A 15840-nucleotide genomic window follows, 5' to 3' on the forward strand; every position below is an offset into this window, starting at 1 on the left:
GGTACTATGTATGGATAAACGCCTTGTTTATTACGCGAATATGTAGATTAGAAGTCAAAAAAATTTCATAGTTCTATAACGTAGTGTGATCGTCTTTTTGATATAGTAAAGGAAAGGGGGAGAATATATGTATACATTAAAAATCGTTTCAGACAGAGAAGCTCTTTATCAATTTGCAAGTTATGTAAGAGTTGTGCAAGGGGTGGAAGATGTATATGTAGAGGTGGGAGAACCTTTATATGAACATCCATTAATGAAGTTTTATGTACATATTAAGCTGGAGGAAACATATGAGCAACATAAAGCGTTACAAGAAATAGCAAGATTAGTAGAATTAGGTCGTTTTACATATGTCCATTATCGTAATGATGAAATAGAAGAAGCTTTTGAAGCTGTAAAATATGAAAGTTTTAAGAAATAAAGGTGAAAAAAGGAGGCGAAAGCTTCCTTTTTTTCTTTAAAATTACATCAACAAAAGGAGAAAAATTTTGTTATGATAAGGGAGGGTGAGGAAAGGAGAGTTTACATATTGGGGTATATTGAAGAGTTACGCAAAGTCGTTGGTACAAGGCCGCTTATTCTAGTAGGGTCAGCAGTTATTATCTTAAATGATAATCAAGAAGTATTGCTTCAATATCGTTCAGATACATATGATTGGGGTGTACCTGGTGGCGCGATGGAGCTAGGAGAAACGACAGAAGAAACTGCTCGCAGAGAACTATTTGAAGAGACGGGACTCAATGCGAAAATTATGCAATTTATCGGGGTTCTTTCGGGAAAAGAAGTGTACTTCCAATATCCAAATGGAGATGAAATTTTTAATGTCATTCATCTGTATCAGGGGCATCATGTGAGTGGGGAAGTTAAACTTGATCATGAAGGATTACAGCTTCAATATTTTCCGGTAGATAAGTTACCGAATTTGAATAAAACAACAGAGAAGATTTTACAAAAATTCCTATACGCATTAACAGAATAGAAGGTTAATTCCTTCTATTTTTATTATATTAAATATTTTGATTTTTTAGTATGTTTATAGTATGATAGTTGTAGACATACATCTTATGGAATTTCACCTAAAAACTGACTAGGGTACATAAGAGAGGGGCAAGTGCAAAATGCATAATGTTGTTATTACAGCTGCAGTTCGTTCGCCAATTGGAACTTTTGGAGGAGCGCTAAAAAATGTAACGCCAGTAGAATTAGCTGTTCCTGTACTTCAGGAAGCTGTAAAACGAGGCGGGGTAGAACCACACGAAGTTGATGAAGTGATTTTAGGTCATTGCATTCAAAGAACTGATGAAGCAAATACGGCGAGAACGGCTGCATTAGCGGCAGGATTTCCTGACACAGTTACGGGTTATACAATCCAACGCCAATGTTCTTCAGGTATGCAAGCAATTATGTCAGCTGCAATGCAAATTCAATTAGGTGTAAGTGATGTTGTGGTTGCAGGTGGAGTAGAAGCAATGAGTTCAAGCCCTTATGCATTAAAACAGCACCGCTGGGGACAACGTCTACAGCACGGAGAAATTCGTGATACAGTGTGGGAAGTGTTAGAAGATCCAATCCATCATATTATGATGGGGGAAACAGCGGAAAACTTAGTTGACCAATATGAAATTACAAGAGAGGAACAAGATGAAGTTGCACTTCGTAGTCATACATTGGCACTAAATGCAATCGAGTCTGGATACTTTGACGATCAAATTGTTCCTATTACGATAAAAGAACGTAGAAAAGAAGTAGTATTTTCGAAGGATGAACATCCACGTGCAGATATTACAGCGGAAAAATTAGCAGGATTAAAACCAGCTTTCCGTAAAGATGGATCTGTAACGGCAGGGAATGCATCTGGCCTTAATGATGGAAGTGCTGTTCTTGTATTAATGAGCGAAGAAAAAGCGAAAGAAAAAGGCTTACAACCGTTAGCTAGAATTGTTGGATATTCAGTAGCTGGAGTAGATCCGAAAATTATGGGTATTGGACCAGCACCAGCGATTCGAAAAGGATTAGAAAAAGTAGATTGGTCATTAGAAGATGCTGATTTACTTGAAATTAATGAAGCTTTCGCGGCTCAATATTTAGCTGTAGAGAAAGAATTAGGTTTAGACCGTGAAAAAGTGAATGTAAACGGTAGTGGTGTAGGACTTGGGCACCCAATCGGTTGTACGGGAGCTCGTATTACGGTAAGTTTAATTCATGAATTAAAACGACGTGGCTTGGAAAAAGGAATTGCTTCTCTATGCGTCGGTGGCGGTATTGGGGTAGCATTATTTATAGAAGCACTATAAAAAAGAAGCAGCTATTGCTGCTTCTTTTTTTACGATTCAAATAAATGATGGAATAATCGATCGCGATTTTCAAAGAAAAGTTTCGTCGTTTGGTAATGCTCGGTTTCTTCTAATGTGGATTCGTGAATTCCTTCTTGTGTTAAAGAATAAATAGTGGATTCAGGATAAGCCATTAAAATAGGAGAGTGAGTTGCGATAACAAATTGTGAACCTTGTTCCGCTAGTTCGTGCATTCGAATGAGCATGGAAAGTTGTCTCATTGGTGATAGAGCGGCCTCAGGCTCATCTAAAATGTATAAACCTTGTCCTGAAAAACGATTCATAAATAAGGAGAAAAATGATTCACCATGGGATTGCTCATGAAGTGAAACACCTCCATAAGATTTTATAGCATCTATTTCATCAATATAAGAAGCAACGTTATAAAATGATTCAGCGCGAAGAAAGAAACCGTCGTTTGGTGTATTGAAACTTTTGGAAATTCGAAGGTATTCATGTAAAGTTGAATGTGAATCGTTTGTGCTAAAGCGGAAGTTTTTCGTTCCACCTTCTGCATTAAATCCTAAAGCAATTGCAATTGCTTCGAGTAATGTTGATTTACCCGTTCCGTTTTCTCCAATAATGAATGTTACATTTGGATGAAAAGCTAATGATTGTAATGTTCGGATAGCGGGTAGACAGTAAGGATATACGGAAAAACTAGGGATATTTTCTTTTTTTAATGTGACATTTTTTAAAAAGGGTACGTCAATCAATATATAAACCTCAATTCATAACGGATTTTGATTCTAAAAAGGCAGCAAATATAAGTGTAAGACAGCTTGCGGCTAGAATTGTATACTGAAGTGCGCCAAAACCGAGACCTTCCCAGCCGAAAGTCATCCTCTTCCATATAAAAATGAAAAGAACGCTCATAAAGCCAACGAGAGCAGGTGTGTATTTTATAATTTTTAAATGCTTCCATAGAAAAAATCCAATGTATGTACTTAAAAACAAGGTAAACAGAACAAGAAAGAAGACTAGTGTTAATGACACGTGAACCCCTTCTTATTTTCTAAATATTCCATGTGGATTATAACATGGAAACTATCATATTCCAATGTGAAAATAAATATTGCATCAAGATCAATTCTCTCGTTATGATAGATGGTATTCTATTGAAGATATGAAAAGGAGTTAACATATGCCGTTTACATTCGCACATCCAGCAGCAGTTCTTCCTTTTGTGAAAAAGCAGTCCAAATATATTTCAGTAACGGCTCTTATATTAGGGAGTATGGCACCTGATTTTGAATATTTTTTACACTTTAGACCGTATGGTGTTATTGGGCATACATGGCTTGGGTTCTTATATTTAAATTTACCACTTGTATTTCTGTTAGCATACATATATCATTACATTTTAAAAAAGCCGTTTATAACACATTTACCTAAACCATTTGCTGGCTATTATACATATGCAGTAGATAAGAGGTGGGGGCTTCATACATGGAAGGATTTCTTTGTATTTTGCTATTCTGCTTTATTTGGTATGCTAACGCATGTCGTTTGGGATGCGTTTACTCATAATACAGGCTATTTCGTTAGGGTAATACCATTTTTACAAAGAGAATTATATAGTATTCCAGTGTATAAATATATGCAACACGGTAGTACATGTGTTGGTTTATTATTACTATTATACGCACTATGGAAGTGTAGAGATGAAACAGGGAAAGATATTATGATAGCTGCAGAAAAAAGGAAGTATTGGGTTTCGGCAATCATTGTGACAGCTCTTATATGTATCGTTCACGCGTTCGTAAATCCCTATTTTCATATTTTCCAAATAGGAGGTATAATAGTATCTGGACTGACAAGTTCGTTTTGTGGACTTCTCATTGTTTCTATAGTTTACAAGGCTAGGGACTAATTTATATTAATGAATCATAGTGTTAGGAGAAATTATATGATGAAAGCATGGAAAAGTATTTTTGTTTTATGTAGTTTTCTTCTTATGTTAAGTGGTTGCTTCCATCAAGAAGAAAAGAAAGTTGAACCGAAGAAGAAAGAATCTATTCCTGAAACAAAAGAATATGGCGGGCGTGAGCTGAAAAAAGTAGGACAAAAAGTGAAAGAAACAGGGTGGGGTACTTTTAAGTTAGAACAGATTCAATCTGTGAATCAAACATTTGAAGCAGCACCAATGAAAATTCATGTACAAGAGGTGAAAGTAATCTCTTTATCACAGATGAGTGAAAAGGCAAAAAATACATTAAAAATATATACGGCATTAACTCCTGAAGAAGTAAAGCGTAGATTAGGAGATAAAGTAAGTCAAGAGGATGCAGAATTATATGCATCGCTAAGTGGAACAGAGATTAGTGATACGATTCGTTACGTTGAAATTACATATAAGGTGGAAAATAGCGGGAATAAAAATATGCAATTTTTCTCTATGAATGATGTTGCGATTAACGATAAGCAACATTTTAAAGTAGCGACTCAAAACTTTTTATATGATGAGGACACGCTAGTTGGTACAAAAAATGTATCAAGAGAAGACTATAAGCCTGGTGAAACAAGAGATGGTATTATCGGTTTAATACTTGATGATGGAAAAGAGAAGGTAAAGGATATTAGGTTTACAACAGATAACGTAGTGGCAGGAGATACAGAAACGCAAGACGTTGTAAAAGAGCCACAAACTTTTACTATCTCACTTTCTGAGTAAGATGTTTTTAAAAACATGTAAGAAAAAACAGTCAGCACTTAAAATATTATGCTGACTGTTTTTTCTGTTCTTTTATGTATGAATCTACATTTTGAAAAGGTACCTTAATTTTAAACGCATCTTTTTGTTCATTAAATTGCTTTTCATTATAGGGACCGAAACGTTTATTATGCTTTACGTCAATAATCCAATAATGTTCACTTTTTTTATTTGCAATTGCTGCGTCAGGGTTATTCGGATCCGACTTATCCTCAGTTTGTTTTGCAATAATGTATTTATCATCCCAACCAATGTCTGTAATTTTTGCAGGGATGTATTGTGTGGCATATACAGCATCTTGCGTGGGGAAAAGTTCAAATGCATTCCCAGAAGTACGTATGAGTTCGTATTCATCGTTAATCGTATAAGCTATATGATTTGTATTTCCTGCACAACCGGTTAATAGGAAGGTGATAAATAGGATTATCCATTTTTTCAATATGGGAACCTCCTTTACAATGCTGTTGTAACACATTGTACAAGAAAAGTAAGAGAAACGCTAGTTTACAATGTTTTTTAGAAGTGGTACGATGAGACGGGTAAAGAAGGATATGAAGGAGTCGACATAAAATGAAGTTAAAGATGCATCGTCCAGCGCTTGTAATGAATCGCATAGGTGCTTCCCTAATTGATATGTTTTTAATCTCGGTTATGTATGGTGCAGTAGTAGCTGTTATGACCGGAAATTATAGTGCTATTTTTAATCGCTTTAATATTAGTTTTGGTGATTATAGATATGATCTTGCAGTAGTTTTTATATTAATGGCGATATATTTTATTTTGGTACCCTTTATTTGGAACGGTGTTACACTTGGTAAAAAGATAACGAGAATAAAATTAATTTCATTGAAGAGTGAAAAGTTAACATTGCAAACATTAATTATAAGATTTTTTGTATTGTTATTACCGAACATATTACTACTTGGAATTCCGATATTATGTAACGTATATATGATGTTATTCCGCAAAGATAATTGTGGTTTTCAGGATTTAATTACAAAAACGAAAGTGATAAGTCTTGTATAATACACAGAGCCCTTTTTATTTCTAAATAAAAAGGGCTTTTTTATCCCGCTATTTGCGTAGCCCGATTGGCAGGGGCTACTAGTCAGTGTGAGGATGGCCCTCCTCACGGATGAAAGTTTCACCAATATATTTTGAGAGTGATAAACTAAGTAAAAAGTAAGCTACATCATTTTAATTTAAATAGATTGAAAATTAAGAAAATGTTATAATAATTAAAATAATATCTTTATATAATAAGGGGGAAATTGAAATGACTGGAGGTAGCGTAATCTTTTGGGGGATTTTAATTTTCATCGGTTTAGTTTTCGATCAGCGTAATAGTAAGAAAAAAGAAGGAGTAAAAAAGTAATCGCTTACAAATAAAAGAGCAACTTTTCTTGCTTGCAGACTAATCTCATAAAGCAGTATACTGAATGCGGTAAGACTTAAAGAAGGGGTAATGAAAATGAAGCTTGCAGGAAAAGTTGCTATCGTAACTGGTGGTGGCATCGGTATTGGACGTAATACAGCTCTTTTGTTGGCTAAACAAGGCGCAAAAGTGATTGTGACGGACATTGATCAAGAAAGTGGACAAGCAACAGTGGAGGAAATTACGAATCTAGGCGGAGAAGCCCTTTTTGTATCCTATGATATGGAAAAACAAGGAGATTGGCAACGCGTAATCAGTATTGCTTTGAATGCATTCAGTCGCATTGATATGCTTTTTCAAAATGCTGGTTTATATAAAATAGATTCTATTTTTTCTCGCCAACAAGAGAACGATTCCAATGTACTTTGTATTAATGACGTTTGGATAGAGATAAAACAATTAACGTCATCTTTTATGAAACAGCAAGAAGAAGTGGTGCTGAGTGACTTACCGATTTTCGGTATTATTGGCACGAAAGGACAATCATTTCATACAGTAGAAGCCCTCGTATAATAATGAAAACCGCCCTCGATATATGTGGACGGTTTTTTTGTATGTTATATAGAAAAATATTTTTTAACGAATACGTTGTTCAGTTTGACTATCAAAGAAATGCGCTTTATTCATATCAAACGCTAGTTTAATTTGATCTCCAGGTGAAAATGTATGTCTTGCATCAACACGTGCTGCAAAATCTTGACTTCCAAGTTTCATATATAAAATGGATTCAGCACCTAACAACTCAGCAACTTCGATTTTTGTTGTGAAATTAGTAGATTGTGAAGCTTCTAAGAATAATAGTTCATCATGAATGTCCTCAGGACGAATACCTAAAACAATTTCCTTATTTACATAGCCTTGTTCACGTAGCATCTTCATTTTTCCTTCAGATACTTTGATTTTTATTACATTATCTATAACGAAATCGGTTTCAGTTAATTTACCACGGAAGAAATTCATTGCTGGAGAACCGATAAATCCACCAACGAAAATGTTTTCAGGTGTTTCATATACTTCTTTTGGAGTGCCGATTTGTTGAATCTTTCCGTCTTTCATAACAACGAGACGTGAAGCCATTGTCATTGCCTCTGTTTGATCATGTGTTACATAAATTGTTGTCGTTCCAAGGCGGTGGTGTAATTTAGAAATTTCTGAGCGCATTGCAACACGTAATTTAGCGTCTAAGTTGGATAAAGGTTCGTCCATTAAGAAAACTTTCGCGTCTCGAACGATTGCTCTACCTAACGCGACACGTTGACGTTGTCCACCAGATAACGCTTTCGGTTTTCTATCTAAATATTGTTCCAGTCCTAAAATTTTTGCTGCATCTTTCACACGACGATCGATTTCATCTTTTGGTATTTTTCTAAGTTTTAATCCAAATGCCATATTATCATACACACTCATATGTGGATATAAAGCATAGTTTTGGAAGACCATTGCGATATCGCGATCTTTTGGAGGGACATCATTCATTAGCTTACCATCAATTGAAAACTCTCCTTTTGAAATATCTTCAAGTCCAGCCACCATTCGTAATGTTGTAGATTTTCCGCATCCAGAAGGACCGACAAAGACGATAAACTCTTTATCTTGAATGTGTAAATTAAAATCGGTTACAGCTGTTACGTTATTATCATATATTTTATAAATGTTTTCTAATTTCAATTCTGCCATGGTATTGCCCCCTAGAAAAAATATGCAAACGTTTTCTTTGAGTTCATTATAAACTAATAGATTCAAAAAATAAATAAAAATATAAAACGTTTTCATTTATTAGAGGAATATTAGTAATTTTCGTATGTTTTCTTAGAAAAATAAGAACAAAAGTTGTAAGCGCTATTTTAAATTAAGATAGAATCTGTTATCATTCATTAATGAAAACGTTTGCGCCTTAAAAAAGAGAAAATCGAATTATTAATGAAATGGGGTAGCATAATGGAAAAACAGTGGTGGAAAGAAAGTGTAGTATATCAAATTTATCCTCGTAGCTTTATGGATAGTAACGGTGATGGTATTGGGGATCTTCGTGGTATTATTTCAAAGCTAGACTACTTAAAAGAATTAGGGATTAATGTCATTTGGTTATCCCCAGTCTATGAATCTCCAAATGATGATAATGGTTATGATATAAGTGATTATTGTAAAATTATGAACGAGTTCGGAACAATGGAAGATTGGGACGAGCTATTACATGAAATGCATGAACGTAATATGAAACTTATGATGGACTTAGTTGTTAATCATACTTCTGATGAACATAATTGGTTTATTGAATCACGTAAATCAAAAGATAATACATATAGAGATTACTATATATGGCGTCCTGGAAAAGAGGGAAAAGAGCCGAATAACTGGGGAGCGGCTTTTAGTGGATCTGCATGGCAGTATGATGAAATAACAGATGAATATTATTTACATCTGTTTTCTAAAAAACAGCCAGATTTAAATTGGGATAATGAAAAGGTAAGACAAGATGTTTATGAAATGATGAAGTTTTGGTTAGAAAAAGGAATTGATGGATTCCGTATGGATGTAATCAATTTTATTTCTAAAGAAGAAGGTTTACCAACTGTTGAAACAGAGGAAGAGGGATATGTTTCAGGTCATAAGCATTTTATGAACGGCCCAAATATTCATAAATACTTGCATGAAATGAATGAGGAAGTATTGTCTCATTATGATATTATGACAGTTGGTGAAATGCCTGGTGTAACGACAGAAGAAGCGAGATTGTATACTGGGGAAGAACGAAAAGAATTGCAGATGGTATTCCAATTTGAACATATGGATTTAGATTCGGGAGAAGGCGGAAAATGGGATGTAAAACCATGTTCACTCCTTACTTTAAAAGAGAATTTAACAAAGTGGCAAAAAGCATTAGAGAATAAAGGATGGAATAGTCTGTATTGGAATAACCATGATCAGCCTCGCGTTGTATCTCGTTTTGGTAATGATGGAATGTATCGCACTGAATCTGCGAAAATGTTAGCGACGGTGCTTCATATGATGAAAGGAACACCGTATATTTATCAAGGAGAAGAAATCGGAATGACGAACGTTCGATTCCAATCGATTGATGAATATCGAGATATTGAAACATTAAATATGTATAAGGAAAAAGTTATAGAGCGCGGTGAAGATATAGAGAAAGTGATGCAGTCTATTTATATAAAAGGCCGAGATAATGCTAGAACACCGATGCAGTGGGATGATGAGAATCATGCTGGATTTACAACAGGTGAGCCGTGGATCTCGGTAAATCCTAATTATAAAGAAATTAATGTGAAGAGTGCAATCCAAGATGAAAACTCAATTTTTTATTACTATAAAAAATTAATTGAGTTACGCAAAAATAATGAAATAGTTGTGTATGGATCGTATGATTTAATATTAGATAATAATCCTTCTATTTTTGCATACGTAAGAACATATGGAGAAGAAAAACTTCTTGTTATTGCAAACTTTACGGCGGATGATAGTGTATTTGAAATGCCTGAGGATATTAGTTATAGTGAATCAGAGTTATTCATACACAATTACGACGTAGAGAGTGGATCAATAGATAACATTACATTACGTCCATATGAAGCGATGGTATTTAAATTAAAATAAAAAAATCCTTATGCCACACCTTGGCATAAGGATTTTTTATTACCATTTTAAGATTGAAAATCCATATGGAGGAAGTGTAACTTGTAATGCACTTGCTTCCGCTGAAAATTCTTCGTTTGTATAAATGTTAATGATTTTCTTTCCAGTAACATGGAGAGGCAGTGAAGCTGTAACATCACTATTAGTCGGATTTAAAACGAAAAAGATAGTTTCATCTTTATATGTTTTCGTATAAGAAATATAATTATGTTCATCATTTGCTTCGATGAATTGGAAAGTACCATGTCCTCCAAATGCTTTATATTGTTTCCGTAATGAAATTAATGTTTGTACATGTGTAAATAATAGATGATCTTGTTCTTTCGTATCCCAAATCATACATTTGCGGCAATCTGGGTCCATACCGCCGTCCATACCAATTTCGTCTCCATAATAAATACAAGGAGAGCCGATGAAAGAAAGATGGAATACATAAAGTAGCTTTAACTTATTTTTATCTCCGTTACATGTTGTCAATATTCTTGGTGTATCATGGCTGTCTAATAAATGAAACGCTGCTTCATTTACATTCATAGAATAGGAATGTAGAGATTCTGTAATTTGTTTCATAAATTCATTTGCCTTAATGGAATCGTTAGCAAAGTAAGATAGTAGAGCATTTGTAACAGGATAGCTCATTACAGCATCAAATTGATCTCCTTGTAGCCATGGAAGTGCATCGTGCCAAATTTCGCCTAAAATATATACTTCAGGATTTAATGCCTTTATCTCACTTCGGAATTCTCTCCAAAAGCTGTGGTCGACTTCATTTGCTACATCAAGGCGCCAACCGTCTATATTGAATTCTCTTACCCAATAACGCCCTACTTCAAGTAAGTATTCTTTTACATCTGGGTGTGCTGTATTTAATTTAGGCATATACGGTGTAAACGCGAAAGTATCATAATTCGGAAGGGGCTCAGTTCTAATTGGGAACTCATGAATATGGAACCACTCTTTATAAGCTGATTTCTCACCATTTTCTAGTACGTCTTGAAATTTATCGAAAAAGTATCCGCTATGATTAAACACGGCATCGAGCATTACTTTTATACCGTGTGTATGACATGCCTGAACGAGTTCTTTGAAAGTTTCTTTTGTACCAAATTGCGGATCGATTTCCATGTAGTCAATCGTGTCATATTTATGATTTGAATGTGCTTTGAAAATAGGTGTGAAATAAATTCCCGAAATTCCAAGCTTCACAAGGTAATCAAGGTTTTGAATAATACCAGCAAAATCTCCCCCGAAAAAATTAGTTGGAGTTGGCTCAGCGCTGCCCCAAGGAAGGGTGTTTTCTGGATTTAGTGCACGATCCCCATTCACGAACCGTTCTGGGAAAATTTGATACCAAACGGTGTCTTTAATCCAAGAAGGTGCTTTGAATACGTCGTTTGCATGAATAAATGGGAAACAGAAAAAGTTACCAACATCATCATTTGGAATATTGGAAAAAAATCCTCGCTCTGCATAAATAAGAGTTTCTGTATCATTTTTTAATTCGAATCCATAACGTAAGCGCTTAAATTTTGGTTTGATGGAAATAGACCAATAATCAAACAATGCAGTAGAACCAGTTTTTTTCATCAGTGTACTTGATGAAATCCATTTCCCATCTTTCCATTCGTATGGATCACCGTAAATAAGAGTTGTACTGTGAACATCGTCTTTCTTTGTGCGTATACGAATGTGAATTGTTTTTTCATCGTAAGCGTATGCATAATTATCTTTTGGCCTATGATAAATGGCTTCTTTAAGCATATAGAAAATCCCCCTTTAATATCTCCATGCATATTGTTCCCTTAAGTATAATAATAAAGCATATGTTGCAAACGATTGCTTTTTACATGGCTTTAATATTGCTTATAAGAGTAGTATTCATTTCATATAAAGTCAATGTATAAAGAGTATAGTAATAATATTTTAAAATTAATATTTGCAAAATGAATAAAAGAATGTATAATGATAGACAAATAGCGCAAACGTTTTCATAGATTGATATATTGTTTGCGCTTCTATTAAACTATTCAATGCAAACGTTTTCAATTAGTGAGGTACATATACAATTTTGGGAGGTTTTTGGGATGAAGAAAGCATTATCATTATTAACGGTTTCAGCATTATCAATTGGTATGTTATCTGCATGTGGACCGAAAGATTCAGGGAAAAAAGAAGAAAGTAAAGCAAAGAAAGATTATGATCTTCTCGTTTGGGAAGATGATAAAAAAGGTGTTGGTTTAGAACCAGCAGTGAAAAGCTTTGAGGAAAAATATAAAGTAAAAGTAAAAGTTGTTGAAATGCAAATGACAGATCAAGTGAAGAAGTTACGCCTTGATGGACCAGCGGGGACGGGACCAGATGTTGTAACATTGCCACATGACCAAATAGGAAACGCAGTAACAGAAGGTTTACTTTCTGAAGTGAAAGCTGATGATGCTGTAAAGAGTAAATTTACTGATTTATCAATAGAAGCACAGACATATAATGGGAAATTATATGGTTTACCAAAAGCGATTGAGACACCAATCTTTATTTACAATAAAAAATTAATGCCAAAAGCACCAGAAACGATGGACGAGCTGTTTAACTTCTCAAAAGAATTTACGAAGGATGGCAAGTACGGATTCTTAACATTAGGAGATAACTTCTACTTTGCTAATGCATTCATGGCAGGTATGGGTGGTTATGTGTTTGGTGAAAAAGATGGAAAGCCAAATGCAAGTGATGTTGGATTAAATAATAGCGGAGCAGTACAAGGTGCTGAATATCTTCAAAAATGGTACAAAGAAAAGTTATTCCCGAAAGGTATTATCGGTGAATCTGGTGGACCTGCTGCTGATGGACTATTTAACGAAGGAAAAGCAGCATCTATCATGAACGGCCCATGGGCGTTCCAAGCAATGGAAAAGAACGGAATTGATTATGGTGTGGCTCCAATGCCGAAATTACCAAATGGTCAACCGATGAAAACATTTGTTGGGGTTAAAGGATGGCATGTAACAAGTTTCTCTAAACAAAATGATTTAGCTACAAAGTTCACTGAATGGGTAACGAATGAAGAAAACGCAAAAATTCGATTTGAGAAAACAAAAGAAATTCCTCCAGTAAAATCAGTAATGGAAGATCCAATTATTAAAGAAAATGAAGCTGCAAAAGCAGTTGCAACGCAATCAGAAAATGGCATTCCAATGCCAAACATTCCAGAAATGCAAGAAGTATGGAAACCAGCTGGAGATGCACTTCAATTAGTTGTTACAGATAAAGAGGCACCAAAAGCAGCGCTTGATAATGCTGTGAAGCAAATTAAAGGTAATATTGAGGCAAATCATAGTAAGAAAAAATAAGGTGAAATTCGTGCCTCTAGTATGAGAGGCACGAATTCTCTCCCAGAAAAAAGGGGGAAGGAACATGCAAACATCTATGGAACCAGCAAACGTCATAAATGGTTCAAAACATAGGAAAATGGCAACCATGTTATCAATCATTCCAGGCATGGGCCAAATGTATAATAAACAATTTGTAAAAGGTCTTATTTTTCTAGTATTAACAGGTTCATTTATTGTAGCCTTTGCTGATTTATTAAATATGGGATTATGGGGAATTGTAACGCTTGGTACAGAAGTTCCACGTGATCATTCTGTCTTTCTATTAGTGGAAGGGATTTTGGCACTTATCGTCATCGTGTTTGGACTCGGAATATATGGATTTAATTTATATGATGCATACCAAAACGGGAAGAAACGTGATATAGGAACCCCATTAAACTCTGTAAAAGAGCAATACCGTAATTTACTAGATCAAGGTTTTCCATATTTAATGGTTTCGCCAGGTTTTCTATTACTTATCTTTGTAGTTGTATTCCCAATCATCTTCGTAATTTTAATTGGATTTACGAATTATGATTTATATCATTCTCCTCCAGCTAAATTAGTAGATTGGGTCGGATTTAAAAACTTTATTGATATCTTTACATTACCGATGTGGAGAGAGACATTTTTAAGTGTATTCTCTTGGACTGTCATTTGGACATTCGTTGCAACGACATTACAAGTTGCGCTTGGTATTTTCTTAGCGATTATCGTAAATCAGCCTGGTATTAAAGGGAAGGCAATTATTCGAACAATCTTCATTTTACCGTGGGCGGTCCCAGCATTCGTATCTATTCTTGTTTTCTCTGGTATGTTTAATGAAACATTTGGAGCAATTAACAATCAAGTATTGGCTTTATTCGGAATTGAAAAGATTGCTTGGATGACAGATCCATTTTGGGCGAAGATTGCTTTAATTATGATTCAAACGTGGCTTGGATTCCCGTTCGTCTTTGCAATGACGACAGGTATATTGCAATCGATTCCAGGAGAATTATATGAAGCAGCTACAGTAGATGGAGCTACAGCGTGGCAGCAGTTTCGTAAAATTACATTGCCACTCGTTCTATATGCAACAGCACCAATATTAATTACGCAATATACGTTTAACTTTAATAACTTTAGTATCATCTATCTATTTAACGGCGGAGGTCCTGCTGTAGCTGGACAAGACGCAGGTGGAACAGATATTTTAATTTCATGGATTTATAAGTTAACGATGACTTCGGCGCAGTACGGGAAAGCAGCAGCTCTTACAATGATCTTATCGTTAATCGTTATTACAGTTGCGTTATGGCAATTTAAGAGAACAAAATCATTCCAAGAAGAGGATATGATGTAAATGAATATTAAAAGACAAAAGATGTTACGTCTCTCATTAAGTTATTTCGTTATTTTCGTAATGTGTGCCATCATTTTCTATCCATTATTATGGATTATTGGCTCATCATTTAATCCGGGTGATAGTTTATCTGGATCAAGTATTATTCCGCAAAATGCAACGTTAGATCATTATCGTAAGTTATTAGATTTAGAGAATAGTAATTATTTACTATGGTATAAAAACACATTAAAAGTAAGTGTTTTAACGATGATTTTCTCAGTATTAGCAATTAGTTTTACTGCTTATGCATTTTCGAGATACCGTTTTGTTGGAAGAAAAAATGGTTTATTAACATTTTTAATTCTGCAAATGATTCCAAACTTTGCAGCGTTAATCGCTCTATACGTATTAGCGCAGTTAACAGGATTAATTGATACGCACCTTGCATTAATTTTAATTTATGTAGGCGGGGCAATCCCAATGAATACATGGCTTATGAAAGGGTATTTTGATACGATTCCGAAAGAATTGGATGAGTCAGCTCGTATGGATGGGGCAGGACATTTCCGTATTTTTTGGCAAATCATTATGCCGCTTGCAAAGCCAATCGTAGCAGTTGTAGCGTTATTCACTTTCATCGGTCCATTTACAGATTTCATTTTAGCGAGTATTATTTTGCGCACACCAGAAAATTATACTTTAGCAGTTGGCTTATATGAAATGGTAGCGAAGAAATTTGGTAATGAATTTACAACGTTTGCAGCGGGTTCAGTATTGATTGCGATTCCAATTTCAATTTTATTCCTATCACTACAAAAATACTTTATCTCTGGTTTAACTGCTGGAGGTACGAAAGGATGAAAAATGGGACATTACGTCCCATTTTTCTTTTCATCTCCCTATAAAAAACTTTATAGGGAGATGAAAAGAGATTTGACATCACATATGAAAAGAAGTGAAATAAATAGTATATTATAGTATAGGAAAAAAGAGCTATATCCCTTACAATACAT

Annotated in this window: 17 protein-coding genes; 12 read left to right on the forward strand and 5 right to left on the reverse strand. The window is 34.8% G+C overall.

Translation table 11 applies throughout. From position 1 onward, the window contains the following. Positions 1-127: 127 nt before the first annotated feature. The 3 genes from QCI44_RS07490 (at position 128) to QCI44_RS07500 (ending at position 2294) form a co-directional block, all read left to right on the forward strand. A complete protein-coding gene (locus QCI44_RS07490; protein WP_000288327.1) occupies positions 128-421 on the forward strand; it encodes a DUF3928 family protein in 294 nt (97 codons plus the stop codon). Positions 422-529: 108 nt separating this feature from the next. After that, on the forward strand, positions 530-979 hold the full coding sequence (locus tag QCI44_RS07495) for an NUDIX hydrolase (RefSeq protein WP_033659765.1): 450 nt from the start codon (positions 530-532) through the stop codon (positions 977-979). A 139-nt stretch (positions 980-1118) separates the two neighbouring features. Beyond that, positions 1119-2294, forward strand: a complete 1176-nt coding sequence (locus tag QCI44_RS07500) for an acetyl-CoA C-acetyltransferase (RefSeq protein ID WP_016086473.1) — start codon at positions 1119-1121, stop codon at positions 2292-2294. 29 nt (positions 2295-2323) lie between these two features. On the opposite strand, the gene QCI44_RS07505 is transcribed toward QCI44_RS07500, so the two are convergent. Continuing rightward, positions 2324-3049: an AAA family ATPase gene (locus QCI44_RS07505; protein ID WP_088084319.1), complete on the reverse strand. Its 726-nt coding sequence runs from the start codon at positions 3047-3049 to the stop codon at positions 2324-2326. A 10-nt stretch (positions 3050-3059) separates the two neighbouring features. Continuing rightward, on the reverse strand, positions 3060-3329 hold the full coding sequence (locus tag QCI44_RS07510; RefSeq protein WP_116363359.1) for a hypothetical protein: 270 nt from the start codon (positions 3327-3329) through the stop codon (positions 3060-3062). 148 nt (positions 3330-3477) lie between these two features. Between QCI44_RS07510 and QCI44_RS07515 the strand changes: the two genes are divergently transcribed. After that, positions 3478-4206: a DUF4184 family protein gene (locus QCI44_RS07515; RefSeq protein ID WP_016086476.1), complete on the forward strand. Its 729-nt coding sequence runs from the start codon at positions 3478-3480 to the stop codon at positions 4204-4206. Between the two features lie 36 nt (positions 4207-4242). Further along, the gene (locus QCI44_RS07520; protein ID WP_098986066.1) at positions 4243-5007 is read left to right on the forward strand and encodes a hypothetical protein; all 765 of its coding nucleotides are present in this window, start codon (positions 4243-4245) and stop codon (positions 5005-5007) included. A 46-nt stretch (positions 5008-5053) separates the two neighbouring features. Here the strand turns inward: QCI44_RS07520 and QCI44_RS07525 are convergent, their stop codons facing one another. Next, the gene (locus QCI44_RS07525; protein WP_016086478.1) at positions 5054-5485 is read right to left on the reverse strand and encodes a DUF3997 domain-containing protein; all 432 of its coding nucleotides are present in this window, start codon (positions 5483-5485) and stop codon (positions 5054-5056) included. A gap of 131 nt (positions 5486-5616) precedes the next feature. On the opposite strand from QCI44_RS07525, the gene QCI44_RS07530 reads away from it, so the two are divergent. From QCI44_RS07530 to QCI44_RS07540, 3 genes are all read left to right on the forward strand, one after another. Next, positions 5617-6072, forward strand: coding sequence for an RDD family protein (locus QCI44_RS07530; RefSeq protein ID WP_016086479.1), 456 nt, complete (start codon positions 5617-5619; stop codon positions 6070-6072). Positions 6073-6322: 250 nt separating this feature from the next. Then, positions 6323-6421: a hypothetical protein gene (locus QCI44_RS07535; RefSeq protein ID WP_000145657.1), complete on the forward strand. Its 99-nt coding sequence runs from the start codon at positions 6323-6325 to the stop codon at positions 6419-6421. 96 nt (positions 6422-6517) lie between these two features. Continuing rightward, a complete protein-coding gene (locus QCI44_RS07540; RefSeq protein WP_016086480.1) occupies positions 6518-6994 on the forward strand; it encodes an SDR family NAD(P)-dependent oxidoreductase in 477 nt (158 codons plus the stop codon). Between the two features lie 63 nt (positions 6995-7057). Here QCI44_RS07540 and QCI44_RS07545 read toward each other — a convergent pair whose 3' ends face one another. Continuing rightward, positions 7058-8158, reverse strand: a complete 1101-nt coding sequence (locus QCI44_RS07545; RefSeq protein ID WP_016086481.1) for an ABC transporter ATP-binding protein — start codon at positions 8156-8158, stop codon at positions 7058-7060. Between the two features lie 261 nt (positions 8159-8419). Here QCI44_RS07545 and malL point away from each other — a divergent pair, with 261 nt between their 5' ends. Then, complete coding sequence (malL, locus tag QCI44_RS07550; RefSeq protein WP_088084316.1) at positions 8420-10096, forward strand: oligo-1,6-glucosidase; 1677 nt, start codon at positions 8420-8422, stop codon at positions 10094-10096. Positions 10097-10135: 39 nt separating this feature from the next. Here the strand turns inward: malL and QCI44_RS07555 are convergent, their stop codons facing one another. After that, complete coding sequence (locus QCI44_RS07555; RefSeq protein ID WP_353811065.1) at positions 10136-11896, reverse strand: alpha-glycosidase; 1761 nt, start codon at positions 11894-11896, stop codon at positions 10136-10138. A gap of 323 nt (positions 11897-12219) precedes the next feature. Here QCI44_RS07555 and QCI44_RS07560 point away from each other — a divergent pair, with 323 nt between their 5' ends. The 3 genes from QCI44_RS07560 to malD all read left to right on the forward strand — a co-directional run bounded on the left by QCI44_RS07560 (position 12220) and on the right by malD (position 15688). Continuing rightward, positions 12220-13479: an extracellular solute-binding protein gene (locus QCI44_RS07560; RefSeq protein WP_016086484.1), complete on the forward strand. Its 1260-nt coding sequence runs from the start codon at positions 12220-12222 to the stop codon at positions 13477-13479. A gap of 64 nt (positions 13480-13543) precedes the next feature. After that, positions 13544-14845: a maltosaccharide ABC transporter permease MalC gene (gene malC / locus QCI44_RS07565; protein ID WP_016086485.1), complete on the forward strand. Its 1302-nt coding sequence runs from the start codon at positions 13544-13546 to the stop codon at positions 14843-14845. Further along, a complete protein-coding gene (gene malD / locus QCI44_RS07570; RefSeq protein WP_001022595.1) occupies positions 14846-15688 on the forward strand; it encodes a maltosaccharide ABC transporter permease MalD in 843 nt (280 codons plus the stop codon). Positions 15689-15840: the final 152 nt, after the last annotated feature.

This window comes from Bacillus cereus group sp. RP37 (assembly GCF_040459695.1).
In the GTDB taxonomy this organism is placed as follows: domain Bacteria; phylum Bacillota; class Bacilli; order Bacillales; family Bacillaceae_G; genus Bacillus_A.